This is a genomic window from Candidatus Campbellbacteria bacterium (assembly GCA_024653945.1).
In the GTDB taxonomy this organism is placed as follows: domain Bacteria; phylum Patescibacteriota; class Minisyncoccia; order Phycocordibacterales; family EsbW-18; genus EsbW-18.
This window is the reverse complement of sequence record JANLIT010000003.1, coordinates 196,521-219,681: the sequence shown is the minus strand read 5'-3', so window position 1 is coordinate 219,681 and position 23,161 is coordinate 196,521. Positions and strand designations below refer to the sequence as shown.

Sequence of the window (23,161 nt, the reverse complement as noted above, 5' to 3'; positions counted from 1 at the left end):
GCGCTATTTTGTGAAAAGGTTTTTCTTCATTTTTCTTTTGTGTGGAACGATATTTACAGCAGTTTTTGTGCGTGCAGATGAGTACACATCACCAAGCTATCGTGTTCTTGATCCGGTGATGTTCTCAAGCGGGTATGGTACATCAACGAGCTTTGGATTGTGGGGAAGTGTGTCGCAACCCGCAATTGCAACAAGTACATCTGCTCTCTACGAGGTTCGCTCTGGATTTTTATATTTTCCTTTCGTTACAACTCCGGTTTTAACGGCGTCATTGGTGGGAACTTCCACAGCTGTGGTGACATGGACTCCTGCGCAGGCATACCTCGGGTGGAGTGTGGGGAGTTATACGCACGGTATTGGCACAAACTCTTCTGGGCCGTACTCATACACACCTGTTGGAACAGACCTTGTGGCAACTTCAACAGGACTTACACTTGGCACCACGTACTACTTTGTAACGGTGGTGAACGACGCATTTGGAAATGCAATCGGCACGTCGTCGCCAGCAAGTCTTGCAATACCAGGGAGTCCGCCTGAGCCTGGTGACGATGATGATGGTGGGACAAGTGGCACCGTGCAAACTGCAACATCAGGAACCCTTTCTATTGGTGGGTTTGCACATCCAGACGGAACAGTGTTTGTTCTCCGTGATGGCGTACGAGTTGGAGAGATACCTGTTGCTAACAACGGAACATTTCTCATCACATTGAGCGATATACCGTTTGGCTCATACAACATGACACTCTACGGAGTTGATAATGAGGGGGTAAAATCAGGAGTGCTTTCATTTCCAGTTGTTTTTTATACACGGCGGTTACTCGTGTCATTACAGGGAATTTTTCTTCCTCCCACTATTTCATTTGAAAAAACTGACGATACGTCCACGGTGCGCGTTGTTGGTTCAACACTTCCAAACTCAGTGGTTGTGGTGACCATTACTCGAGGTGGTGCAGGGGCAGAGACACGCACCGCAACTGCTTCAAACACAGGATTCTATGAATTCTTTTTCTCAAAGGAATTTCTTACACAAGTGCAAACAACATTACGCTCACTCGCGGCGGTAGGGGATATGCGAAGTCCATTTGGTGTTGCGCTAAAATTTGTTGATGAGTACGGACCACGTGTACTCCGAGGTGATTTTAATAACAATGGTCGTGTCAATCTGACCGATTTTTCAATACTTGCGTACTGGCATGACAGAGAAAATGTGCCAGCACGGTTTGATTTAAATAGTGACGGAGAAATTACACTTGCGGACTTTAGTATTCTCACATTCTTCTGGACAGGATAATCCTATAATATGAAATCACTTCTTACACTTATTTTTCTTCTCAGTCCACTTCTTGCTTCGGCAACAGTTGTTACTATTGAGTCAACTGGTTCGGTTTTTGTAGGAGGCACACAATTAATCTCCGTTTCTCTTGATACAGAAGGAGAGCAGATAAACACTATTGAGGGTGATGTCGCACTACCTCAAGAATTTCTCACTATTAACAGTGTGCAAGATGCGAACTCTGTTATTAGTTTTTGGACGGAGACACCATCAATCAAAGAGGGGATTGTTCATTTTTCTGGGATTATTCCAGGTGGTTTTATAGGGAAGGGAATCATCGCCCAAATAGAGGTAACGGGAGTTCGTGAGGGTGTTGCGTCTCTACGTGTTCCTACATTCACGGTATTTCTTCACGACGGGGAAGGGACGGCTCAAAAAGCACGCGTGCAAGAAAACACTATTGATATTGTTACGCGTATCGGAAACGAACCAATCACTGTGACTGTACCTGACACTACACCGCCAGAGTCTTTTTCAATCGTGCTTGTTGAAGACGACGCGTCGTTTGAAGGAAAACGGGTTGTTATTTTTGCAACACACGATGAACAGAGTGGTATGAGCTACTACGAAGTACAAGAAACAGAGAACGATACACCGAGCGAGTTATTGTGGACTCTCGCACAGAGCCCATTTGTTCTTTCCGATACAAAAACGAAGTATATTTTTGTGCGGGCGTATGACAACGCAGGAAATAGCACTATTGTGCGGTATGACGGGGATCTGCGTTCTCCCCTTGAACGCTCACTGTATACTCTGGTATTTCTAGCACTAGTGTTATTATTGATTGTGGTCTTCATCCGACGCAAACATCATCGCTATGCAAGGCTCTCTCGGACAAAAAGATTCGAGAATAATTAGTATTCTCCCAATATTATTTCTTCTGTTTAGTGTTCTCACACCAGTTTCTATGGCGCGTGCTTCGTCGTTGTTTCTTAACCCAAGCAGTGGAACGTACGCAGTTGGGTCAATTATCCCCGTTGACGTTATTGTTGATACTGACGGCAAAACAATAAATGCGATTTCAGGGACACTAGAGTTTCCGGAAGGAGTGGTAAAACCCACATCAGTAAAAAAGAACGATTCAATTGTAACGCTCTGGATACAACAGCCAAGTATTTCTGCGGAGAGGTCGGAAATTTCATTTGAAGGATTGGTGTTAAATCCTGGTTTTTCTGGGCGTGGAAAAGTATTGACTGTGTACTTTGAGGTGTTAGGAACGGGTTCGCCGGTCATCGCTTTTTCTTCAGGACTGACACTTGCCAATGACGGATTTGGAACAAATATTTTGGAAACGCTCGCTGATGCGCGATATGAAATTTCAGGTATTTCATCTCCCATTGTTCGTGGCACCGATGGAAAGACAGAGCTCCCACTGGACCAATCTTCATTAGTACTTAGCTCACTTCGTCCACCGGTGATTACGGGATATACAAACCGTCCGAAAAATCTGGCAGATTTCTTTGTACAAGGAGTAACATATCCAAATGCGAAAGTTAATATCTGGCTTAAACTTTCAAGTGGTGACCCAAAACAGTACACTATAGCAAGTGATGAGGCGGGCAACTTTTCATATCGGTATGGTTCAACGAAGAATCTCGTGCCTCTTTTGCAGGCAACGGTGCTTTCGGGTCTGGGTGGATCACTGCGGGGTATTCCGTATCAATTTTGGCTTGGAGCGGTTGTGGAAGGTGTAGAAACACCACCGACGCAGGCGTTTGAGGTAACAGTGGGGGGTATCGGTATTCCAGAGATGCTCTTAATGGTGATTATTCTCCTCATTCTTGGTGTCGTCGGACTTCTCGTGTTTGAAATGATATTACTTCGCCGTGTGTACGAACACGACCATGAAAATTATAAAGAACCAACAAAAAGTGGTTCATAATAGTTGTATATGAATACATTACAAAACAAAAAACGGATTAGCTCGCTTCACGCGATTCACCGTGGCGTTCTCGTCGCCATTCTTTGTGTCGGAGTTCTTGGAACCCTTCTCGCGCTCCGGTTGTATTGGTATTCAGAATTCATATCTTTGTACAGTCGTGCAGAGACGATAGCGGCAAGTATTGACGTTTCGGACATTCTTTCTCTGAAAGGGGACGCCAGTGACCTTGCCAGTCCAGTATATATAAATTTAAAGGCACGTTTACAAAAAATACGGAGTGTTAATGAGGATGTGAGGTTCGTCTATATTTTTGGTAATAAAAATGAAAATGTTTTCATCTATTTAGATTCTGAGGACCCCGCCTCGCCGGACTACTCACCACCGGGGGACAAATATCCAGAGGCAACAATACAATTTGAGAAACTATTTCAAACAGGTCTGCCTTTTACTGAGGGTCCAAAAGAAGACCGGTGGGGAACGTGGGTAGCGGGTATTGCACCAATCAAAGATGAAAATGGAAAGGTTGTGGCGGGACTTGGTGTATACATAGACGCACGGATGTTTTACACGCATGTCTTATTTGGCACTGCTACTCCAGCACTTCTCACATTTATCATGTTTATCATCGTATACACAGGCCTTCGTGTTCGCAGAAAAGAAAAAGAAATACTCACTTCACACGCCAACACCGCATCTCTTCTTACTGAATACGTTAGATTACCGCTGACAGATGTATTGCCAAAAATAGGAGACATTGCATCTCGTGAAAACATTACCCCAGACCAAGAGACTGTATTACGCGGAGTAATTAAAGAGCTCTCAACTTCTGTAGAGGGTGTTGACCGCATTCTTGAAACAATCAAAAAAGGGGTACACACAAAACATTTTCCAAAGAAGGATTAGATTTTTTGGTTCTCCTCATACGTTTTAAAAAGACGCTCTCTTTGCTATGATGGTTGCTATGGCACATGAAGAGTACGAAAAAAGTGATGTGGCGAAAAAGGAGGAGGAAATACTACAACACTGGCAGGAAAAGGGTATTTTCCAAAAAACGCTTGCAAAAGAATCTCCAGAGGGAGAGTTCGTGTTTTATGAAGGCCCACCAACGGCAAATGGCCGTCCTGGAATTCACCATCTTATTTCGCGGGCATTTAAAGACGTTATTCCTCGGTACAAAACGATGCGCGGCTTTCACGTGCGTCGAAAAGCGGGTTGGGACACCCACGGCCTTCCTGTTGAAATTGAAGTTGAAAAACAACTCGGTTTTACACTAAAGAAACAAATTGAGGAATACGGCATCGCACAGTTTAATGAAAAGTGTAAAGAAAGTGTCTGGAAATATATTGACGAGTGGAGTTTGTTTACACAGCGTATGGGGTACTGGGTTGATTTAGATGACGCATACGTTACGTACTATCCAAGTTACATGGAATCATTGTGGAGTATTGTTGCACATGTACACAAACAGAATCTTTTGTATAAAGATTACAAAGTCCTCCCCTGGTGTCCGCGTTGTGGTACAGCACTTTCAAGTCATGAACTTGCGCAGGGGTATGAAGATGTGAAGGATATTTCGGTGTATGTGAAGTTTAAAGTTGTCGGAGAAGAAAATACGTATCTTCTCGCATGGACAACAACACCGTGGACGCTCTTAGGAAACGTCGGACTTGCTGTTGGAGAGGACATTGATTATGTAAAAATCTTTCTACGGGGAGAGTTTTTAATTCTTTCTAAAGAAATTTTTGACAAGGCGGTAGAAGATAATAAACACCCACTATTTGATCCTATTGGAAGTGATTTCAAATATGGGGGTAAGGATACAAGGATGCCATATATTGAAGATGGTCTGAGTACTCCACTAAAGGGCAAAGATTTGGTTGGTCTCTCCTACGAACCACTCTTCCCATTTCTTGAAAACCTTATTTCTGGTCCAGAAAAAGAAAAAATAGGAAATGCATATAAGGTGTATCCAGCAGATTTTGTGACGACGACAGACGGTACGGGCATTGTGCACACAGCGGTTATGTACGGACAGGAGGACTTTGAATTGGGTAACAAAGTTAGTTTGCCAAAGTGGCATCTCGTTGATGAGACAGGGCACCTTGTGAAGGGTACGGGATTATACGAAGGTTTGTTTGTACGTGATGAGTCCACGGCCGTTGAGGTCATTAAAGACCTTTTAGCGCGCAAGCCCAGTAGTCTTCTTTTTAAGAGAGAGAAATTTGAACATCCATACCCACATTGCTGGCGTTGCCACACGGCGCTGATTTATTACGCCCGTGATTCGTGGTACATCCGCATGTCGGAATTGAGGGATGATTTGGTGAAGGAGAACAAAAAAATTAACTGGGTACCAGAACACATTAAAGAAGGACGTTTTGGAGAATGGCTACGCGAAGTGAAGGATTGGGCATTTTCTCGCGACCGCTACTGGGGCACACCACTTCCTGTCTGGAACTGCGAACACTGCCACCACACAGAGGTGGTTGGGTCTATTGAGCACCTCAAAAAAATAACGAAATCACGCGGAAATACGTTTACCTTTGTTCGGCACGGAGAGGCCAACAATAATATTTTGGATATCGCGAGTGCAGACCCGAATGCTCCAGACCATTTGACCGAAAAAGGAAAGGAGCAGGTCATGCACGTGAGCAGAAAAATAAAGAAAGAGGGTGTAACAAAAATCTACACGTCGCCTTTCGTGCGTACACGGGAGACCGCCGACATCATTGCACAAGAACTCGGCCTTGTGGCAGATGCGGTTGTTGTTGACGAACGGATACAAGAGCTTAAGTATGGTGATTTCAATACAAAACCACACCACGACGTTTATTTGTATAGAAAAACCAACGGACTGAAGTATGGTGATAAACTTCCAAACGGGGAGAGTTATTTGGATGTACGTCGTCGTTTTTCAGAGTTTTTGTATGACATTGATTCTCAACATGAACACACACACGTCATCGTGGTAACGCACGGCGTTGCGTTTCCTACCATTTCGGCGATTTTGGAAGGCGCCGACGACAAACGGGCCGAGCATTTACTGACGTCGCCCGATCCGGAACTCGCTTGTGCAGTACCCGTTGCTTTTGTGCCGCTTCCACACAACGCTTCGTACGATATTGATTTACACAAACCATACATTGATGAAGTGCCCGTTGTATGTCCAAAGTGCGAATTTGAGATGAAACGCACACCAGAAGTAATGGATGTGTGGTTTGATTCTGGCTCAATGCCATTTGCACAAGATCACTACCCGTTTGAAAACGAGAAGTGGGTTGATGGAAAAGGCTATCCTGCGCAGTACATTTCTGAAGCAATTGATCAAACACGCGGATGGTTTTATACACTGCACGCCGTCGGTGTGCTCATGGGGAAGGGACGAGCGTTTGAGAACGTCATTTGTCTTGGGCACATTTTGGATGCTCAAGGTAAGAAGATGAGTAAATCAATTGGGAACGTCATTAATCCATGGGAGGCGATGGCAAAACATGGCGTGGATGTTATTCGTTTTTGGATGTACTCCGTTAATCAGCCGGGTGATACAAAAAACTTTGATGAAAAGACGGTGGACGAAGTATCCAAGAAGGTATTTATGATTGCGCGCAACGTGGTGAAGTTTTATGAGATGTATAAAGAAGAGACACCAATATCAAATATCAAATATCAAATATCAAAGCATGTACTTGATGTGTGGATTTTGAGCCGACTCGATGAACTACTCACGGAAGTAACGGAAGGTCTCAACACCTACCACACATTTGAGCCCACGCGGGCAATTAAAGATTTTATTCAAGATTTCTCTACGTGGTATATTCGTCGGTCACGAGATAGATTTAAATCAGATGATGCAGAGGATAAAGCACATGCGTTGGGAACAACGAGACACGTGCTCAAAACACTTGCCACAGCAATGGCGCCGTTCACTCCATTTTTTGCTGAGGAAATGTACAGCTCAGCGGGGGGTGAATTGGAAAGTGTGCACCTAGAGGAGTGGCCTTCGTATACCAAAACAGTAAAAAACAAACCAGAAAAGATTATTACGGGCATGCAAAAGATACGGGATGTTGCTTCACGGGCACTTGAAGCTCGCATGTCTGCGGGAATTAAGGTTCGTCAGCCACTCGCATCACTTTCGCTTCGTGGAGGAAATCTCACACTGCAGAAATTTCCAGAACTGGTTGCTTTGATTTCCGACGAAGTAAACGTAAAAGAGGTATTGTTTAAAGAAGATACGGGCTGGGATGTTGAACTTGATACGGCGGTAACGCCCGAGTTGAAAAAAGAAGGTGATGTGCGTGATTTGATGCGTGCTATTCAGGACTTTAGAAAGACATCAGGTTTGACCGCGTCTGACACACCAACACTTTCTGTTGTGACAAATGAAGAAGGCAAAAAACTTATTGAAGAACACAAAGAAGCACTCATAAAATCCACCAATCTCAAAGATCTCACGGCATCCGTTGGGGACATAGGTGCAGAGTTGTATATTTTCAGTATACATTAAGCACGAATAGTTAAGCACGAAATCCGAAACAAGCACAAAATAAGAATGTTCTAATGTTTAAAACTTTCAATAGAGGATACCCAGTGTTGTTTCGTATTTCGGTATTCGTATTTCGAATTTAGTTTTATGTATTCCAAGCACCACACAAAAGCAATCGTTCTCGGCGCATACAATGTTGGTGAGGCGAGTCGCACGTACCGATTGTTTACATCTGATATGGGAGTGGTACTTGCACGGTGTCAATCATCCCGCGAAGTTCGTTCACGCCATCGGTATGGTTTACAATTTTCTTCTGTTTCTGATGTGTCACTCGTGCGTTCGCGTGATGGGTGGCGTATTACCAATGTAACCCCGCTCTCGTCAGTTTTTTTCTCACACGAAGATAGACAAAAAAGAATGCTTGCAGTACGCATTTTACAACTAGTTCGACGATTGGTTGTTGATGAAGAGCAGGGAAGTGTTGTGTTTGATTTAGTGTGGAATGGACTTTCAGCCCTCGCTGGTCCCGATGTCACACAAGACAACCTCGCTTCGTTTGAAGTTCTTCTTGTGTTGCGTATTTTGCATGAGCTGGGTTATGTACAAGGTGACTCTGCTTATACAGAACACCTATCTCGACCGTATCATTTCTCTCTTGAACACATTTCATCTTTTGCACCCACACACCGAAAAGCACTTGTTGAAATCAATCGAGCGCTTGAAGCAAGTCATCTGTAGGGTCCCGTGTTTTCCGGTAAAGCATTGACCCGGTGGGGGTATCGAGGTTTAACCTTGATGACAACACACTGGGTTGACAAATACGTTATTCTTGCTATAATAGATACTGGAAATTGATCTTCGACATTTCAGTCGACGATTTTTAAAGGAGGCAGGGATGCGAAACAAACAGGAAGAGCAACGACTCGGTTCGCAATTGAACGACAGTCGGAAGGCTCGTTCGCGTTCGTTCTTGGTGGGTTTCATTCTGGCGGTCGTCACCATCCTTCTCGCCGTGATCTTCGGTTCGTGCGCGGCGCACAGCCAGGAAATCGAGCAGGAATCGGCCGTCACCTTCAGTGGTGGCATCGAGCTGTGGAGCAAGTACCTCGGCTCGACCGGAGGAGTGTTCCATGACAAGCCAGTGCTACAAGGCAACATGACACTTCTCTTCAGAAGTGGGTGCTACGGAGACCTTTGGTGGTCTCGTGCCAGGGGGCGCTGGTTGAACTCGTATGGCGACGAAGTCGACATCACGGTCGGCTGTGCGCCGAACGATTTCATTGATTTCGGAGTTGCCTACCTCTTGGTGTCGCACCTCTCACCTTCGGATGTGGGCTGGGTCTATGTTGACCTCTTCACATCGAGTTACAAGGAACGGGGGTGGTCGATCAAGGGATATCTCAAGATTGACTACTACTGGCCGCTTCAGGGCATCGAACCTCTGGCCGGGTGGAACACTCACCTCGGTGCGGAGGTCGGAAAGACCTTCGGAAAGTGGTCCTCGACATCGAGTCTCGAAGTTCTGCACGACACCGGTGCGTTTGGCGCCGGAGAAGGGCTCGTCTGGAGAGCGTCCACCGAAATCGCACGTGAGGTCGGCTCGTTATCGGTTGGCGTGGGAGTGAATTACTCCCGAGGCATCAACCTTCCCGACTGGGACGATCGCACTGGCGAAATCGCCACCGGACTGTTCACAAGGTTCTAACTGCTCAAGTCCGTGTTCTGGGGTTCAAACTCCCGGAACACGGACTTTTCTTATACAAGAGAAATATTTTTTCCTTGTCTTTTTATGAACCCTTCTTTCTTAAGCGTTTTGAGTACCCTTCGTATTTCAATTGGTTTTCTTTGTATGCGTGTGAAAAGTGTTTTTTCGGAAACATTTTTTTGAGACACTAGTTTAAGTATGTTTCCACGAAGTTGTCGGTTTGAATTGTTGAAAGGTTTTTGTTTTGTGTGGTGTGTGCTCTTGCGACTTGGGTTGGGAAGTGTTTTTTTGAGGTGTGAACCATAATCCATGAGCGCCCAGTACCATTCTCGTGGGTTTTTGTGGTCAAGAGTTTTTTCAATCAGTGGAAGCAATTCCTTATCGTGAATCATCCGCGTTGATTTGCGTTTCAATCTGCGTAAATCAGCGAAGTGTGTGAGAAACACACTTCTAATGTTTGTTTCAATACATACAACAGGTTTGTTGTATGCAAATGCCAAAAGAGCACCTGCGGTGTATGGACCAATTCCAGGAAGGGAAACTAGCTCACTGTAGGAGGATGGAAGTTTACTGTTGTGTTTTTGTACAATTTCTCGAGCTGCACGTTGCAGATTGAGTGCCCGGCGGTTGTATCCCAAACCTTGCCAGGCCTTAATAACATCAGATGTTTTTGCATTCGCTAAAACCTTGAAACTATTAAACTTTTTAACGAACAAACTATATTTCGGTATCACATGGTCCACTTGTGTTTGTTGGAGCATTATTTCTGACACAAGTATTTTGTAGGGGTCGTGTGTTTTTCTCCACGGCAATATACGGCCATGCGTTTGGTAGTATTTCCAAATGGCTTTTTTAAAAACGCTAAGCTTCATCTGATTCTGCGGAGAGGGAGGGATTCGAACCCTCGGACCAGTTTCCCGGTCAGCATCTTAGCAGGATGCTGCATTCGACCGCTCTGCCACCTCTCCAGGTGTTTCGGGAAATATGGTAGAGCGTTCGAACAAGTTCGTCCACTTCACCCGATTTCATCGGGTTCAGATTAAAGGTGTCTATACACCTTCAATCCGCTCTGCCACCTCTCCATACCGCACATAATGCCTGAAAAGAAGCCACTTTTCAATTGTTTCTAATAAAGGTGTATACTTACGCCATTATTAGTCGCTATGCTTTCTATATTAAAAAGGGCATTAAAAAGTAATTACTAATCATAAAACTGTATGAATAAAAAAGTTATTATCGGAATCGTAGTTGTTGTAGTTCTTATTGGAGGTTTTATGCTTTCTCGAGGAAAATCACCCATTGGTGGGGGACCTCTTGGTGATACTTCAGATTCTGTGTCGTCCTTAAGTGAATTGATGTCTCGAGGAAAGCCGGCAAAGTGTCAGTACACTATGGCGGGAGATGGATTCGACCAAACAAGTACTGTGTACTACGATGGAAAGAAAATGTACATGGAGAACACATCCACCGTTGGCGGTCAGGAAACAAAAACAAACATACTCATTGATGAAAATTTTCAGTACATGTGGTCAAATGACGGAACAAATCAAGGTATAAAGATACCTGTAGCGAAAGATGCCGCAGATCCATCGGCCGGCATAAACCCCAACTCACAAGTTGATTTTGGAGCAAATCTTCAAATGGATTGTGATAGATGGTCGGGGAATGATGGTGTCTTTACTCCTCCATCCAGCGTCACGTTTACGGACTTATCTGTAATGGGTGGTGAGTTTTAAGCACACGGCGGTTTGCGTTAAATACGCGGTTCGTTTATATGAAACAAACACTCCATTGTGGAGTGTTTGTTTGTTCTTACATTACAAGCGCGTGTTTGCTAGAATAGAGTTGATAAGAAAATATATTATTTGTTAATTGTATTAAATATGTCATCGCTATCAAAAAAAACAAAAATCATTATTGGTATTATTGTTCTCGTCATCATTATTGGTGGTGTGAAGTTTTTTGCGAGAGGACAGGCGGGTCCGTTTTCTGGAACAATGTTTGACCTCTTTGATCGTGGAGGAAAATGGAAATGTACATGGGAGCAGAAGACAAGTGACTTAAACGCACAAGGAAACATCTTTATTTCTGGAAAAAAATTCAAAAGTGAAACTATAAGTTCGTCGGGTTCTATAACCCTTGCCGCGCAGGCCCTAAGTGACGGAGAGTTTTTCTATGCATGGACAAGCCTTGCGCCTATTGGTATTCGCACGGATTTGAGTGAGCTTAAGAAAGAGGCACAAAAGAATACTCCACAAACAGGCGAGCTTGGTAAGGACTATACGTTTGATTGTCAGCCATGGAAGGTTGATGATGCCGCCTTCACCATTCCCATGGATATTGTTTTCTCCCCAGTTCCTCCACAAGAATAACAATACGTACATATGTCAGAACAACGCACACAAGGTTGGCGAGGTGCATTGACCCCAGAACAACGGCATGTTCTGTGGGAAAAAGGAACAGAGGCACCTTTTTCAGGTGCGTATGTTCATACAAATGAAAAAGGTGTGTATCGCTGTGTGTCGTGTGGGGCCGAGCTCTTTTCTTCGGAAACAAAATTTGACTCAAAAACAGGGTGGCCATCATTTGACCAAGCGCTCCCAGGTGCAACCAAGTTACAAAAAGATGAGGATGACCCGATGCATCGAACAGAGGTTGTGTGTGCAAAGTGCGGAGGACACCTCGGACATGTTTTTGACGACCCCTCGGCTAGCCCAGTAGGTGATTCTACTGAATCAGGCTCGGGGCAGGCAATTCTTCGCAATGATGGTACGCCAGCAACAAAGCGGTATTGTATTAATTCTGTGTGTTTAGATTTAGAACCTAAATAGTCAATTGATATTGGATATTAGTAATTAGCCATTATTTTGTATGTACATCTACATAAATTTTACGGCGATTTTTGCAGCAAGTGTTGCGTCGTTTCTTTTGGGGTGGTTGTGGTATAGCGATTTTATTTTTGGTCGTCGTTGGCGCACGTTAAATAATGTTTCTGAAGAATCGCACCAACAAATGTCAGGCGACAAGAAAAAAATGACAAAATCAATGGTGCTGTACTTCGTGAGCCTCGTGGTGATGGTTGGCGTGTTGGCCCGAACACTTTTCTACATGGGCGCGTACGGTATTGGAGACGGTATTTCAACGGCCCTCTGGATGTGGATTGGATTTGTTGTGCCAAGTATGCTTGGTATGGTGCTCTGGGAGAAAAAATCTTGGGAATACTACTTCATTAATGTTGGGTACTTGCTCCTTGCTCTCATTACATCGGGTGTGATTCTGACACTCTGGCGCTAGTGAGCAATCACAAGACAGTAAATATGACGGGCGCCTCCCGCACGAAGCGTGCGGGAGGCTTCTTGTAATGTCGCGCCTGTAGTTAGCACATCATCAATAAGAAGAATATTTTTTCCTCGCACAAGATTGCTGTCAGGTAGAGTAAAGGAGTCAACAATATTGTGTATTCGCTCACTTTTTCTGATGGCGTGTGTTTGTTTTTTGTGCGCCGACGCCATACACAATGCTTCATTTAAAAGTGTAAACGCAGAAGCATCAGTATATTTTAAAAATCCCTCCGCAATTTTTTCTGTTTGGTTGTAGCCACGGACTCGTCGATGTTGTTTGGATAGTGGTATTGGCACAACAACCCACGGTGTTCCAAGCATGATACTTTGGTGAGAGAGCTCTTCTCCAAACGTGTGCCAAAGAAGCTCCCCAAAAAGAATGCACAGATCTTTTCGATTTCGGTACTTTGCTGCGTGAATGGCATTTTGTACAAATGGATCTCGGTAAAAGTACAACACATACACATGGGGAAGAGGTAGCGGGTATTTTTCTGTATATGGACGGGCATACGCAGTAAATGTCTCAAGTGTTGCGTGAGTGAGTATTTTGGAAAATGGGTCATGAGAGAAGAGCACATTGGCACATAGACGCAGGAATTTTTCCAATACTGATACGAGTGTGTTTTTCATATGTGAGGAATGCTATACTACAGTCATAATGAACGGATAAAATGTCCTCTTTTTCAGACACACTTAAAAACATTACTGGCGACCTCTTTAAGCCAAAAGGGGGAAGCGTGCTGGGACTTGATGTGAGCTCTTCAACCATCAAGGTAGTTCAACTTGGGAGAAAGCACGGACGTGCGGTCCTTGAAACATATGGCGAGCTTGCCCTCGGTTCGTATGCGGGTATTGAAACAGGAAAAGCGACCAGTCTCTCGGCTGAGAAACTTGGTGAGGCCGTTGCAGATCTGATGAAGGAGGCAAAAGTAAGCACAAACATGTGTGGTGTTGCTATCCCACTCTCTGCAAGTCTTATTAATATTATTGAAATGCCCGATGTTGGCGAAGCAAAACTTAGAGAAATGGTTCCTATTGAATTACGAAAATATGTTCCCGTGAGCATCAACGAGGTGATGGTGGACTGGCGCATTGTTCCAAAAGTTGAATCCCAAGATAGAACAGAGCAGAAAGTGGATGAAACGAAGCAAAAAAAGGTTGAGATACTGACCGTCGCAATTCACAAAGAAACTATTTCCAAGTACAACACGGTTGTACAAAAAGCGAATTTGAACGCAAGCTTTTTTGAGATTGAAGTGTTCAGCACTATTCGAGCAGCTCTTGAAGAAGAACTTGCTCCAACAATGATTGTCGGTCTCGGTGCTGGAACAACAAAAATCTACATTGTGGACAGGAAAGTCTTACGCGAGTCCCATGTGATTAGTCGTGGCTCTCAAGAAATAACTCTCGCTCTTACAAAAGGTTTGGGTATTCCTGAACGACAGGCTGATGAAATGAAGCGCACCTATGGAGTTCTTAAAGACGGGCCCAACCCCGACGTTGGTCAGATCGTGTCTCTTGTTGTAGATTCTATTTTTGCTGAAGCCCAACACATTATGTTGTCGTATCAACGTAAACACGCACGTAATATTGGACGAGTAATTCTCACGGGTGGTGGTGTGGTCATTCCTGGAATGAACGAGCGGGCGCACGAAACATTTCAAGCGGATATTACTGTGTCTAATCCATTCAGAAAAGTTGAAGCCCCTGCATTTCTTGCAGATGTGTTGCGACAAGTTGGTCCCGAATTCGATGTGGCAGTTGGTGTGGCTCTACGGCGACTTGAAGAGCAGGGCTAAATAAGGGTTTACTAGCGACGAAGAGCGAGAGAAGTGAAAATACATATATTTTCATTTCCGAGCCGAGGAGCTAGCAAAGTGTGGAACACACTTTATACACAGTGGTTGTCGTTTGAAGCGGTTCTGTGGTTTATACTATGCTTGTGGTGTGTCTGTATTTTCAAAATCTTCCAAACCAACCACCAACCTCTCACCTCTAACCTCCAACATCCACTATTTATGGCTGAGCAATTTCAAACATCATTTATTCCAAAGAAGGTGGTGGAACAAAAAAGTAACCACGTTTCGATGGTGGGCATCTTTCTTACCATTAGTATTGTATTGTTGGTGATTTCTCTTGCATCTGTTGGTGGGGTGTTGCTCTATGAAAAGTATCTTACCAGCTCCCTTGCGAGCAAAAAAGAAGATCTCCAACAACAACGAGAGGCATTTGCACCAGAGCTTATTCGTGACATGGCGCGTTTGGACCGTAAGTTGGCGACGTCACAGCAACTTTTGAAAGGCCACGTATCGGTAACGGGTATTTTTGAATTGTTGCAAGACCTAACTCTTAAAACAGTTCGCTTTACCAACTTGGTATATTCTCAAGGCGACGAGGGTATACAGGTTACACTTAAAGGTGAGGGTCAATCATTTACATCAGTTGCTCTGCAATCGGATGAATTTGGAAAAAGTAGCGCTTTGAGTGAAGCAGTTTTCTCCTCGTTTCAGTTGAATGAGCGAGGAAATGTTAATTTTTCAGTAACGGCGATTGTGAATCCATCAGTTGTTTCCTTTACTGAGCGGAAAGAGCGTGGGATTGGGGCGGTGAGCGTTGAGGTGGTGCCAGACACAGTGAGTACGGCGGTGGATAGTGATACACCCGCAAGCGGAACAACAATATCACAAGATGCCACAACAGTTATTGGTGGATAAATATATATGCGTTTTATTTCAAGTATCATTTTCATAATTCTTTCTCTGGCCATCTTTTTTGGTTTTACAAATGGCAGGTATGAAAAAACCAAAGACGTGCGCTTGGAAATAGCTCGTTTTGACGATGCTCTTCAAAAGGCAAGCGATTTGGCTGTACTCCGCGATTCTCTCAAAGAGAAATTCAATTCGTTTTCACAAAACGACCTACATCGTCTTGACACACTTCTTCCTAATACTATTGATACCGTCCGTCTTATTATTGATATCAACGGCATTGCCCGCCGGCACGATTTGACTGTTCTCAACATTGTTGTTGATGGTGCTGCGGACACAAGTTCAAAAAAAACCACTATAGGACCACAAGAAAAACCGTACGGCACCATTCTGGTCTCTTTTAACATAACGACATCATACGATCGATTTAAGTCATTTCTTGGAGACCTTGAAAACAGCCTCCGTTTGATTGATGTGGACTCCGTTACGCTCGGGGAAGAAAATCCTATCACTGGAATGACGACATATGCAATTCGTGCAAAAACGTATTGGCTTCGCTAATTACTGATATGTTTCAAAAATATAAAAAAATCATTGGTGTGGTCCTCGGTATTCTCATACTTTTTGTGTTGTACTCTATGTTTTTCAAAAAAGCACCAGAGGCGACTCTGACATCTAGCAATACATCAACCGTTCCAAGTGCTGACAACGAACTGTTGTTATTACTTTCTCAACTCAAGACCATCGACCTTGACGGAGCCTTCTTCTCTGACCAATTATTCCTTTCCCTCACGGATTTTTCAGTTAGCCTCACACTGGAGCCACGACAAAGACCAAATCCATTTGCTCCTATTGGCTCGGATGGGGTAGAGCGCACTACCACTCAACCTACTCAACAGGGAACGTCCAGTGTAGAGAGCACGGGTCTGTAATGTTTCCGCACACGCGGTATACCACATGTCTTTTTTAAACGAACTTGCACAAAAAGGTGTTATTGATGAGTTGTCTGTGAGTGCGTTTGAGAAAGAGGCGCAAACAACAGGCAAAAGTATAGAGGACGTTGTTCGTGCCCATGGCGTTTTGCCTGAAGAAGTTCTCTTGGCAAAAGGGGTGCATTTTGGCCTTCCTACAAAAGCAATTACCGCACCCATTTCATTTGAGATTTTAAAGTACATTCCAGAAGAGTCCGCACAGCACTATCAAATTGCACCACTTTCCGTTACAGATGGGGCACTAGAAGTTGGTATTGTTGACCCTGACAATACGGAAGCACGCGACGCATTGCAGTTTATTGCATCAAAGATAGATATGCCGTTCAAGCTTTTTCTCATATCGCAATCCGACTTTGAAGGTATTCTCAAGAACTACGAAGGCTTGACGGGAGAGGTGACAAAGGCACTCACTGATTTGGAAACGGAGCTTTCTGATGAAGAAGAAGAATTGTCCCGCAAACTACAAGAGGCAGGAAAAAAAGGCAAAGATGGTTCAGAAACGGCGTTGGTAGAAGATGCGCCGGTAACAAAAATTGTAGCAACCATTTTGAAACATGCCATTGAAGGAGACGCATCAGACATCCACATTGAACCCACGGCAGAAAATGTCAGAGTTCGTTTTCGTGTTGATGGCGCGCTCTCAACAAACCTTGTTTTACCTTTGAGTGTGCACAGTGCTATCGTCGCTCGTATCAAGATTCTTTGTAACATGAAGCTTGATGAGAGGCGCAAACCGCAAGATAACCGATTTTCGGCACGAATCAGTGGTCGGAAAATAGATTTTCGTGTCTCAACATTTCCCGCATACTACGGAGAAAAAGTGGTGTTGCGTATTCTTGACTCAGAAAAAGGCGTGTTGCCACTTTCACAAATCGGTTTTTCTGAACGAAATCTTAAAATAATTCGTAACGCAATCACGCGCCCGTACGGTCTCATTCTTATTTCTGGTCCAACGGGTTCAGGAAAAACAACGACACTGTATTCAATGTTGCAAGAAGTGGACAGGGAAACACAAAACGTGCTCTCGCTGGAAGATCCAGTTGAGTACAGCATCGCGGGCATGAACCAGTCCCAAGTACGTCCGGAAATCGGATACACGTTTGCGTCAGGACTTCGCACAACACTCCGCCAGGACCCAGATATCATCATGGTGGGAGAAATTCGAGATAAGGAAACTGCACAGCTTGCCATTCAAGCCGCACTCACTGGCCACCTCGTTTTTTCTACGATTCACACAAACAATGCCATCGGAGCTATTCCACGTCTTATTGATATGGGTGTTGACCCGTTTTTGATCGGTCCAACACTTATTTTAACTATGGCACAACGTCTTGTGCGTAAATTGTGCCCAGACACAGGAAAGAAAATGCCCATGGAAGGTGGTTTGCAGGCGATGTTTGACAGACAATTTGCTGATTTACCAAAGGAGTATCGTTCCGAAATACCCACATCAACTGATTTGTATGGTTTAGAGCCAACAGACGATTGTCCAAATGGAACTCGTGGACGCGTGGCAGTATTTGAGGTTGCTGAAATGACCAAAGAGCTTGAACACATTATTCTCACCGATCCTGTTGAACCAAAACTATTCACAGCCGCACGTGCGCACGGTATGATTACTATGCGCGAAGATGCACTTATGAAGAGCATGCGCAAAGAAGTTCCTTTCGAAGAGGTAAATACCCTTGGAGGACTCTACGATACAGCAGATGAAACATTCTCTGTTGAGAATGTAAAAGAACAGGACACACCCGTGGTATAATAATACGCACATATGTCATCACACGACTACGCACAAGAACTCTTTGATTTACTCGACATCACCGTTAAAGAAGGTGCCTCTGATTTGCACCTTTCCCCCGGGTACAATCCAACCATTCGCGTTTCTGGCACACTCATTCCATTGGTGAAGAAAGATGTTCTTACACCCGAAGACACGGAAGGTCTTATGGGTGTACTTGTCACACCAGAGAACCGCGATATTTTTCTACGCAACAAAGAAATAGATTTTTCATACAGTTTTAAAGATGGGGAAGCGCGTTTTCGTGGAAACTGCTCATACTCTCGAGGAACAATTGATATTGTGTTGCGTTTTATTCCTAAAAAGATTCGCACCATCGAAGAACTTGCACTGCCATCTATTTTGGCGGACTTTGCACGACGTGAACAAGGATTTTTCCTTGTGGTGGGTCCTGTTGGCCACGGAAAATCAACAACACTTGCCGCAATGATTGATGTGATTAACTCTGAGCGAGCTGACCACATTGTAACGATTGAAGACCCTATTGAATATATTTTTGAACCGAAGAAATCAATGATTAATCAGCGTGAGATTCACATTGATACTGAAGATTTTCATATCGCACTTCGTCAAATGTTTCGTCAGGATGTTGATGTTGCCATGGTAGGAGAAATGCGTGGACAAGAAACCATCGCAACCGCCGTAACGGCCGCCGAAACAGGACACCTCGTGCTCTCAACACTACACACCAACAGTGCATCACAAACAATTGACCGTATTATTGACTCATTTGCTCCTGAACAACAAGACCAAGTGCGTCTTCAACTTGCAGGTTCATTGATTGGAATCTTTTCTCAGCGTTTGGTTCAGCGCGTGTCTGGTGGTCTTGTTCCTGCATACGAATTGCTCATTAACACGAAAGCAACGGCAAACCTGATTCGCGAGGCCCGCACGCACGAAATAGACACCGTTATTGAAACAGGTTCTGAATACGGCATGATAGATATGAATCGTTCTCTCGCAGAGCTCGTTCGCCGTGGAGATATTACTGTTGAGACAGCTCGCATTCACTCCCTCAATCCCGCGGTGCTGGAACGGCTTATTTAATATGAAAGTTATTCTGTATATTGGTATCGGACTTGTTGTACTACTCGCACTTCTTAAAATTGGCGGATAATATCTAGTATGATTTTTTCTTACACAGCACTTGATACAGAGGGGAATGAAAAGAGCGGAACAATAGACGCGATTAATGATGGTATCGCGATTCGTTCTTTGCAAGAGCGCGGTTTGGTTATTTCATCAATCAAGGCGGTCAATGCCGACAGAGGTCTTGGAAAAACATTTACGTTTGGTAGTAGTGTTTCCAACAAAGACCTCGTTATTCTTTCTCGTCAGATTGCGACACTCTTTGAAGCGCAGGTGTCAGCGCTCCGCGTATTTCGTTTGCTTGCTGAAGAAACAGAAAAACCAGCGTTGCAGTACGCGCTTCTTGAAATTTCAAATGATTTGCAGGGAGGAAGTGCGATTTCAAAAGCGTTGGAAAAACACCCAAAAATCTTTTCACTCTTTTATATCAACATGGTTCGTGCTGGAGAAGAATCGGGAAAATTGGACCAAACATTTTTATATCTTGCCGATTATCTAGACCGTACATATGAAGTAACATCAAAGGCGCGAAATGCGCTCATTTATCCAGCATTTGTTATTTCTGTTTTTATTATCGTGATGGTGTTGATGTTTACAACCGTTATTCCAAAACTTGGTTCAATTCTTGAGGATAGTGGGCAAGAGATACCTGCATATACCAAGGTGGTTATTGCAATAAGTTCATTTTTGGTGAATTACGGCATTTTCTTTGTCATACTGCTGGCAATTGGTGGTGTGTGGCTTTGGAAGTACCTGACGACAGGTGCGGGACAGATGTCTTTTTCACGATTAAAAATTTCCTTGCCGTATCTTGGTTCTTTGTACCGCAAACTCTACCTTTCTCGTATTGCAGACAACATGAACACCATGCTCTCGTCCGGTATTCCGATGGTTCGGGGACTTGAAATCAGTTCCGTGGTTGTGGGCAATATGCTCTATGAAGATTTGCTTAAAAAGGCGGTTGAGAGTGTGCGTGGAGGTTCAAGTGTCGCAGATTCGCTCGCCGGAAATGATCTTATCCCCAATATCATGACGCAGATGATTCGTATCGGTGAAGAAACAGGAGAATTGGCAGGAATTCTTAAAACGTTGGCGCACTTCTATGAACGAGAAGTGAAAAATGCCGTTGATACACTCGTTGACCTTATTGAACCAGCCATGATTGTGCTCCTCGGTCTTGGTGTCGGTACACTCTTAGCAGCCGTTCTTGTCCCAATTTACAACATTTCTGCGGGAATATAGGGGTGGGGAAATAGCAAATAACCAATAGCAAATAACCAATAGTAAATAACAAAAACCGAACTTTTGCAGAGCAAAAGTTCGGGGTACGGAGTGAGTCCTGGCGTACGAGAAACTCTCGGAGCCCTAAAGGATTGCGATTTGTAGCCCTGTTGACAGGGACAAATCGGGAGGCCGAAGAGGCCGAGCCCTAAAAGATTGCGATTTGTAGCCCTGTTGACAGGGACAAATCGGGAATGCGAGCGCTATTTCAGGAGAAATGGACGCGTGCCCTTGAAAATAAAGGCAAGTGAAGAGTTATACACAGGGCTCTTTCCGCTTTTCCTAATAGCGCCTATAATAAAAGGGCTTTATTAACGTAAGCGATTTATTAGTTCGCAAAAAAATTATGAAGAAATTCACACGAGGTTTTACCCTTATCGAGTTGCTTGTCGTGATTGCAATCATCGGCATCCTCTCATCAGTTGTTTTGGCATCTCTTAACAGCGCACGTGAAAAAAGTCGAGACGCAAAGCGTGTTTCTGACGTCAAGAACGTTCAGTTAGCCCTTGAATTGTACTTTGATTCTTGTGGTCAGTATCCAGACGCACTCCTTGCAACGGCAAACAATGGTTGTCCTACTGGTGTAGCATTCGGTGATTATTTGTCAGCAATGCCGGCTGACCCACTAGGAGGTGTATATCAGTACACTGGTCTCGACGCTTCTTGTACGAGTTACCACATAGGTACTGTTTTGGAGCAAACTGGTCACCAAGTTTTGTCTAGTGACTCCGATCTTGAATTGAGTATAGCTAACGAAGCTCGTGCAGACGCTTGTGTCGCAGTTGCAGCTTTTGACGGAGTTAGTATTGCTGCGGGCTGTGCCTCTGATGCTACTGCAACAGGTGCAACAGATCTCTGTTACGACGTAACACCTTAAGTTCTCTAGAAACTCTATTGCAAACAAAAACCCGCTTCTGGCGGGTTTTTGTTATGTGGAATTTATAGGAGTTGAACTCCTCCGGTGTCAGGGGTTTAACCCCTCAGGGGCTGAGGGGTTAAACCCCTTAAATGCTATACTTAAGGGCATGACATTTCTCTCGTTCTTCTTCATCTTTTGTCTCGGTGCAATTGTGGGGAGTTTTCTCAATGTCGTCATTCTTCGCTATAACACAGGACGAACTATTGCTGGTCGTTCAGGATGTGCACAGTGTGGAGCACAACTGCGTTGGTTTGAATTACTTCCTATCGGGAGCTTTCTCATACAAAAAGGGAAGTGTCGTACGTGTGGCTCATCAATTTCATGGCAATATCCTCTCGTTGAACTCCTCACAGCTATTTTGTTTGTTTTAAATTATTACCGTTTCGGTATTGAAAATCTAACAACTTTCGTTTTCTCACTCGTCATCTGGGCATTGCTTGTTGTGATACTTGTATACGATATGCGACACAAAATAATTCCAGATGCGTTTGTATATGCATTTATCGCTTTTTCGTTTATTGCGCTTTTTCTTCCCGCGCATACCGGAGAAAGTTTTGCTTCGCCGTCTCTGAATATTTTACTTGCCGGCCCACTCATTGCTCTGCCCTTTGCGTTTTTGTGGTTGGTATCTGGCGGGCGATGGATGGGATTTGGTGATGCAAAACTTGCACTCGGTATTGGGTGGGTCCTCGGAATTACAGGCGGACTCTCGGCGCTCTTTTTTGCATTTTGGATTGGCGCCGTGGTGAGCATTGTTCTTGTGTGTGTTGATTATGCTCAATATGCACATGCTTGTGCATTGTCTGAAGTGCACGGACGCTTTACAATGAAGAGTGAAGTTCCGTTTGCCCCCTTTCTTATTCTTGGTTTTGCAATTGTCTTTTTCTTCAACATAAATCTTGTGGCGTATTTAATGGGGTAGCACGAAACATGTACCACAAAACATGTAACATGAAACACAAAACAAATAACAAAATACAAGAACCAAATTGCTACATGCTACATGCTACGCGCTACATGAATGCCGGGTTCACCCTCATGGAACTCATTGTAACGGTGAGTATTTTTGCCCTCATTTCCACCGTGGTTCTTGTGCGCAATAGTCAGTTTGATAACGAGGTGCTTCTTGCAGATGTGGCATATGATGTGGCGCTCTCTATTAGACAGGCGCAAAATTACGGTATTCATGTGCTGGGACAGGGTACTAATTTTGATAATGCATATGGTGTGTATTTTGAAGCAGGCACGGATGCCACAACATACAAACTCTTTCTCGATCTTGACGGTAATTACGCATATAGTAGTAGCCCAGAAGAAACCCTTGAAACATTTACGCTAGGACGTGGTTTCACCGTGGCGCGTTTATGTGATTTTTCAACCGCGAAAACATGCGACAGCGAGCTAGAAAATGCGAATATTATATTTGAACGCCCTAATCCAGATGCAATTATAAACACAGTCTCAGGTGGTGTAACAAGAGCGCTTGGTGCTGTCGGTATTGAATTAGTTACTCCACGCGGAGGAAGTCGGCTTGTTGTTGTGGAATCAACAGGACAAATTTCAGTTTCTCGATTGGAAGAAGCACCAGCGGGGGTAGAAGAGGTGGGGATTTAAATGAAACACA

At 44.2% G+C, this 23,161-nt stretch carries 23 protein-coding genes and 1 tRNA gene; 21 read left to right on the top strand and 3 right to left on the bottom strand.

Annotated features, from left to right (window positions below):
* Positions 1-10: 10 nt before the first annotated feature.
* The 7 genes from NUW02_02950 to NUW02_02920 all read left to right on the top strand — a co-directional run bounded on the left by NUW02_02950 (position 11) and on the right by NUW02_02920 (position 9,406).
* Positions 11-1,291 (top strand): dockerin type I domain-containing protein, encoded by a 1,281-nt coding sequence (locus NUW02_02950; GenBank protein ID MCR4274980.1) that lies wholly within the window; start codon positions 11-13, stop codon positions 1,289-1,291.
* A gap of 9 nt (positions 1,292-1,300) precedes the next feature.
* Positions 1,301-2,191 (top strand): hypothetical protein, encoded by an 891-nt coding sequence (locus NUW02_02945; protein ID MCR4274979.1) that lies wholly within the window; start codon positions 1,301-1,303, stop codon positions 2,189-2,191.
* Complete coding sequence (locus NUW02_02940) at positions 2,151-3,215, top strand: hypothetical protein (GenBank protein ID MCR4274978.1); 1,065 nt, start codon at positions 2,151-2,153, stop codon at positions 3,213-3,215. Before NUW02_02945 ends, NUW02_02940 begins: the two co-directional genes overlap by 41 nt.
* Before the next feature lie 9 nt (positions 3,216-3,224).
* Positions 3,225-4,118, top strand: coding sequence for a hypothetical protein (locus tag NUW02_02935; protein ID MCR4274977.1), 894 nt, complete (start codon positions 3,225-3,227; stop codon positions 4,116-4,118).
* Between the two features lie 46 nt (positions 4,119-4,164).
* Complete coding sequence (locus tag NUW02_02930; protein MCR4274976.1) at positions 4,165-7,722, top strand: class I tRNA ligase family protein; 3,558 nt, start codon at positions 4,165-4,167, stop codon at positions 7,720-7,722.
* A 126-nt stretch (positions 7,723-7,848) separates the two neighbouring features.
* Positions 7,849-8,439 carry a recombination protein O N-terminal domain-containing protein gene (locus NUW02_02925; protein MCR4274975.1) on the top strand — a complete coding sequence of 197 codons (591 nt, stop codon included), beginning with the start codon at positions 7,849-7,851 and terminating at the stop codon, positions 8,437-8,439.
* Between the two features lie 157 nt (positions 8,440-8,596).
* Positions 8,597-9,406: a hypothetical protein gene (locus NUW02_02920; protein ID MCR4274974.1), complete on the top strand. Its 810-nt coding sequence runs from the start codon at positions 8,597-8,599 to the stop codon at positions 9,404-9,406.
* 50 nt (positions 9,407-9,456) lie between these two features.
* Here the strand turns inward: NUW02_02920 and NUW02_02915 are convergent, their stop codons facing one another.
* Complete coding sequence (locus tag NUW02_02915; GenBank protein ID MCR4274973.1) at positions 9,457-10,278, bottom strand: A/G-specific adenine glycosylase; 822 nt, start codon at positions 10,276-10,278, stop codon at positions 9,457-9,459.
* Positions 10,279-10,287: 9 nt separating this feature from the next.
* Positions 10,288-10,374: transfer RNA gene (locus NUW02_02910), tRNA-Ser, on the bottom strand.
* A 249-nt stretch (positions 10,375-10,623) separates the two neighbouring features.
* Between NUW02_02910 and NUW02_02905 the strand changes: the two genes are divergently transcribed.
* The 4 genes from NUW02_02905 (at position 10,624) to NUW02_02890 (ending at position 12,700) form a co-directional block, all read left to right on the top strand.
* Positions 10,624-11,142, top strand: a complete 519-nt coding sequence (locus tag NUW02_02905; GenBank protein ID MCR4274972.1) for a hypothetical protein — start codon at positions 10,624-10,626, stop codon at positions 11,140-11,142.
* Positions 11,143-11,289: 147 nt separating this feature from the next.
* Positions 11,290-11,778 carry a hypothetical protein gene (locus tag NUW02_02900; GenBank protein MCR4274971.1) on the top strand — a complete coding sequence of 163 codons (489 nt, stop codon included), beginning with the start codon at positions 11,290-11,292 and terminating at the stop codon, positions 11,776-11,778.
* Between the two features lie 12 nt (positions 11,779-11,790).
* A complete protein-coding gene (gene msrB / locus NUW02_02895; GenBank protein MCR4274970.1) occupies positions 11,791-12,237 on the top strand; it encodes a peptide-methionine (R)-S-oxide reductase MsrB in 447 nt (148 codons plus the stop codon).
* 40 nt (positions 12,238-12,277) lie between these two features.
* Positions 12,278-12,700: a DUF1761 domain-containing protein gene (locus NUW02_02890; protein ID MCR4274969.1), complete on the top strand. Its 423-nt coding sequence runs from the start codon at positions 12,278-12,280 to the stop codon at positions 12,698-12,700.
* Here the strand turns inward: NUW02_02890 and NUW02_02885 are convergent.
* Entirely contained in the window at positions 12,697-13,377 is a 681-nt protein-coding gene (locus tag NUW02_02885) for a phosphoribosyltransferase family protein (GenBank protein MCR4274968.1), read from the bottom strand. The genes NUW02_02890 and NUW02_02885 overlap by 4 nt on opposite strands.
* A gap of 41 nt (positions 13,378-13,418) precedes the next feature.
* On the opposite strand from NUW02_02885, the gene pilM reads away from it, so the two are divergent.
* From pilM to NUW02_02835, 10 genes are all read left to right on the top strand, one after another.
* Complete coding sequence (gene pilM, locus NUW02_02880; GenBank protein ID MCR4274967.1) at positions 13,419-14,546, top strand: type IV pilus assembly protein PilM; 1,128 nt, start codon at positions 13,419-13,421, stop codon at positions 14,544-14,546.
* 219 nt (positions 14,547-14,765) lie between these two features.
* Positions 14,766-15,461 carry a hypothetical protein gene (locus tag NUW02_02875; GenBank protein ID MCR4274966.1) on the top strand — a complete coding sequence of 232 codons (696 nt, stop codon included), beginning with the start codon at positions 14,766-14,768 and terminating at the stop codon, positions 15,459-15,461.
* A 6-nt stretch (positions 15,462-15,467) separates the two neighbouring features.
* Complete coding sequence (pilO, locus tag NUW02_02870) at positions 15,468-16,016, top strand: type 4a pilus biogenesis protein PilO (GenBank protein MCR4274965.1); 549 nt, start codon at positions 15,468-15,470, stop codon at positions 16,014-16,016.
* 8 nt (positions 16,017-16,024) lie between these two features.
* On the top strand, positions 16,025-16,387 hold the full coding sequence (locus tag NUW02_02865) for a hypothetical protein (GenBank protein MCR4274964.1): 363 nt from the start codon (positions 16,025-16,027) through the stop codon (positions 16,385-16,387).
* 25 nt (positions 16,388-16,412) lie between these two features.
* Positions 16,413-18,209, top strand: a complete 1,797-nt coding sequence (locus tag NUW02_02860) for a GspE/PulE family protein (protein ID MCR4274963.1) — start codon at positions 16,413-16,415, stop codon at positions 18,207-18,209.
* 12 nt (positions 18,210-18,221) lie between these two features.
* A complete protein-coding gene (locus NUW02_02855) occupies positions 18,222-19,295 on the top strand; it encodes a PilT/PilU family type 4a pilus ATPase (GenBank protein MCR4274962.1) in 1,074 nt (357 codons plus the stop codon).
* A 78-nt stretch (positions 19,296-19,373) separates the two neighbouring features.
* Positions 19,374-20,579: a type II secretion system F family protein gene (locus NUW02_02850; protein ID MCR4274961.1), complete on the top strand. Its 1,206-nt coding sequence runs from the start codon at positions 19,374-19,376 to the stop codon at positions 20,577-20,579.
* A 385-nt stretch (positions 20,580-20,964) separates the two neighbouring features.
* Positions 20,965-21,495, top strand: a complete 531-nt coding sequence (locus NUW02_02845; protein ID MCR4274960.1) for a prepilin-type N-terminal cleavage/methylation domain-containing protein — start codon at positions 20,965-20,967, stop codon at positions 21,493-21,495.
* Positions 21,496-21,643: 148 nt separating this feature from the next.
* Positions 21,644-22,459 carry a prepilin peptidase gene (locus tag NUW02_02840; GenBank protein ID MCR4274959.1) on the top strand — a complete coding sequence of 272 codons (816 nt, stop codon included), beginning with the start codon at positions 21,644-21,646 and terminating at the stop codon, positions 22,457-22,459.
* 29 nt (positions 22,460-22,488) lie between these two features.
* Positions 22,489-23,151: a type II secretion system GspH family protein gene (locus NUW02_02835; protein ID MCR4274958.1), complete on the top strand. Its 663-nt coding sequence runs from the start codon at positions 22,489-22,491 to the stop codon at positions 23,149-23,151.
* Positions 23,152-23,161 lie beyond the last annotated feature (10 nt).

Excerpts from the sequence above, each read along its gene's own strand:
- NUW02_02915 (MCR4274973.1), bottom strand. The coding sequence starts at position 10,278 with ATGAAGCTTAGCGTTTTTAAAAAAGCCATTTGGAAATACTACCAAACG.
- NUW02_02860 (MCR4274963.1), top strand. The coding sequence starts at position 16,413 with ATGTCTTTTTTAAACGAACTTGCACAAAAAGGTGTTATTGATGAGTTG.
- NUW02_02890 (MCR4274969.1), top strand. The coding sequence starts at position 12,278 with ATGTACATCTACATAAATTTTACGGCGATTTTTGCAGCAAGTGTTGCG.
- NUW02_02945 (MCR4274979.1), top strand. The coding sequence starts at position 1,301 with ATGAAATCACTTCTTACACTTATTTTTCTTCTCAGTCCACTTCTTGCT.
- NUW02_02935 (MCR4274977.1), top strand. The coding sequence starts at position 3,225 with ATGAATACATTACAAAACAAAAAACGGATTAGCTCGCTTCACGCGATT.
- NUW02_02920 (MCR4274974.1), top strand. The coding sequence starts at position 8,597 with ATGCGAAACAAACAGGAAGAGCAACGACTCGGTTCGCAATTGAACGAC.
- NUW02_02885 (MCR4274968.1), bottom strand. The coding sequence starts at position 13,377 with ATGAAAAACACACTCGTATCAGTATTGGAAAAATTCCTGCGTCTATGT.
- NUW02_02850 (MCR4274961.1), top strand. The coding sequence starts at position 19,374 with ATGATTTTTTCTTACACAGCACTTGATACAGAGGGGAATGAAAAGAGC.
- NUW02_02840 (MCR4274959.1), top strand. The coding sequence starts at position 21,644 with ATGACATTTCTCTCGTTCTTCTTCATCTTTTGTCTCGGTGCAATTGTG.
- NUW02_02940 (MCR4274978.1), top strand. The coding sequence starts at position 2,151 with ATGCAAGGCTCTCTCGGACAAAAAGATTCGAGAATAATTAGTATTCTC.
- NUW02_02835 (MCR4274958.1), top strand. The coding sequence starts at position 22,489 with ATGAAACACAAAACAAATAACAAAATACAAGAACCAAATTGCTACATG.
- NUW02_02905 (MCR4274972.1), top strand. The coding sequence starts at position 10,624 with ATGAATAAAAAAGTTATTATCGGAATCGTAGTTGTTGTAGTTCTTATT.
- pilM (MCR4274967.1), top strand. The coding sequence starts at position 13,419 with ATGTCCTCTTTTTCAGACACACTTAAAAACATTACTGGCGACCTCTTT.
- NUW02_02930 (MCR4274976.1), top strand. The coding sequence starts at position 4,165 with ATGATGGTTGCTATGGCACATGAAGAGTACGAAAAAAGTGATGTGGCG.
- NUW02_02855 (MCR4274962.1), top strand. The coding sequence starts at position 18,222 with ATGTCATCACACGACTACGCACAAGAACTCTTTGATTTACTCGACATC.
- NUW02_02925 (MCR4274975.1), top strand. The coding sequence starts at position 7,849 with ATGTATTCCAAGCACCACACAAAAGCAATCGTTCTCGGCGCATACAAT.
- NUW02_02865 (MCR4274964.1), top strand. The coding sequence starts at position 16,025 with ATGTTTCAAAAATATAAAAAAATCATTGGTGTGGTCCTCGGTATTCTC.
- NUW02_02875 (MCR4274966.1), top strand. The coding sequence starts at position 14,766 with ATGGCTGAGCAATTTCAAACATCATTTATTCCAAAGAAGGTGGTGGAA.
- pilO (MCR4274965.1), top strand. The coding sequence starts at position 15,468 with ATGCGTTTTATTTCAAGTATCATTTTCATAATTCTTTCTCTGGCCATC.
- msrB (MCR4274970.1), top strand. The coding sequence starts at position 11,791 with ATGTCAGAACAACGCACACAAGGTTGGCGAGGTGCATTGACCCCAGAA.
- NUW02_02845 (MCR4274960.1), top strand. The coding sequence starts at position 20,965 with ATGAAGAAATTCACACGAGGTTTTACCCTTATCGAGTTGCTTGTCGTG.
- NUW02_02900 (MCR4274971.1), top strand. The coding sequence starts at position 11,290 with ATGTCATCGCTATCAAAAAAAACAAAAATCATTATTGGTATTATTGTT.